Consider the following 1,429-nt stretch of genomic DNA (forward strand, 5'->3'; position numbering starts at 1 on the left):
AGACCACGTATAGAAGGCACTCGAAAACATGGTCTGTCCCCGTTTCCTCAATACTCAACAGAGCAATAAATTCGGAAGCGAAATTTCGAACAAGGGTAAATAGGGACAGGCCACGTTTAAAACGCACTCCAAAACGTGGTCTGTCCCCGTTTCCCCACGTATGGAAAACTACCAAGTGCAGCCGATCTTGAGTCGGTTGGCGTCAAGGTTATCCAGGATGGAGGTCTAGATGCTCGATTCTCGGGGCACACGTTCCTACGCACAGACGGTAGTAAGATTACTGATCTCCATAGTATGAAAACCATCGTTCTAGAGAAAATAAAATGATAGTTTCAGCGATGTTTGATTCCCTCGTCACATTTGACTGCGTATATGGAGGCTTTGAGCTCGAAAATGGAGTAGTTCGCCTTTATGTCGAAAGAGGCCTAGCCTTGAAAAAAACGAAGTTGGTAACAGCGGCGGATGGCGCTCGGATCGTACAGTGTGATGAAGATGAGTGTCCTAAGGGCGAAAGTATTTTTCCTGTTCATTACATTTACGATCCCGCTAGAGATGTGGAGTATGTTGAATGGAGTCTTGTAAATGGTTTGTTACACGCTCGAAGCGAGGGTGGTGAATGGGTCAGATACGAGAGCGAGAGTGAAGGTTTGCACGCAATGCATGAATATGTGGGTGACTGCTGGCTGGTCTTTTCTGGTGTGAGTGTGTTGAGAAAAGTTATCTATGAATATTCTCTCGATCGAAAGAGTTCCTCAGGTAATGAGTTTGTCGAGGAGTTTATTAGTGGGCCTAAAGTCGATAAGTCTGCAAGTGAGTATTTTCTTGAGGGTGAAATAAACGTTTTGCCTGGGCCAGGATGGATGTCTTTGAAAATTGATGCAGATTCGTTTCATATCGAGATTCCCGACGATTGAAAGAAAAGCGGATAAATGGGGACCGGATAAATGGGGAAAGACCACCTTTCGAGAGACAAACGGGGACAGGCCACCTTCAAATTCGCGTCGAGCGTAAAAGCGGCGGTGACCTGCAGCTCGATGCCGTCGCAACATCTATTTGTCCTCGGCCGGAGATGAATACAACGTCGAAACCCATAGCAAGGACGGCAAGAAACGTGTCCATGAACAGGACGACCACACTGTTCAGAAAGCCGCCGAGTTCATCGCCGGCGGCGACGTAAAAACCAGTTCCGGCCGTGACACCACACTGGTCGCGAGCAAAATCAGCGCAGGCAATGAAGCCTACGTCTACGCCGGTAACGACCTCAGTCTTCTGGCCGCGCAGAACAAGGACCACACGCTCTATGACATGAAGGAGAAGGGCGGTTTCGGCAACCTGAAACTCCAGCGCGACGAAGTCACCCAGGTCACCCACGTCGGCAGCGAAATCAAGACCGGCGGCAACCTGTCTCTGGTCAGCCTGGGCGACCAGC

1 protein-coding gene and 1 pseudogene are annotated in these 1,429 nt (G+C 49.4%); both read left to right on the top strand.

The window, feature by feature from the left end:
* Window positions 1-338 precede the first annotated feature (338 nt).
* A complete protein-coding gene (locus tag F8N49_RS27695) occupies window positions 339-914 on the top strand; it encodes a hypothetical protein (RefSeq protein WP_225927626.1) in 576 nt (191 codons plus the stop codon).
* A 145-nt stretch (window positions 915-1,059) separates the two neighbouring features.
* Window positions 1,060-1,429: pseudogene (locus F8N49_RS27700) on the top strand (hemagglutinin repeat-containing protein); the annotation flags it as partial.

Origin of the sequence: Pseudomonas sp. GXM4 (assembly GCF_008923895.1) — a bacterium.
GTDB classification, from domain to species: Bacteria; Pseudomonadota; Gammaproteobacteria; order Pseudomonadales; family Pseudomonadaceae; genus Aquipseudomonas; species Aquipseudomonas atacamensis.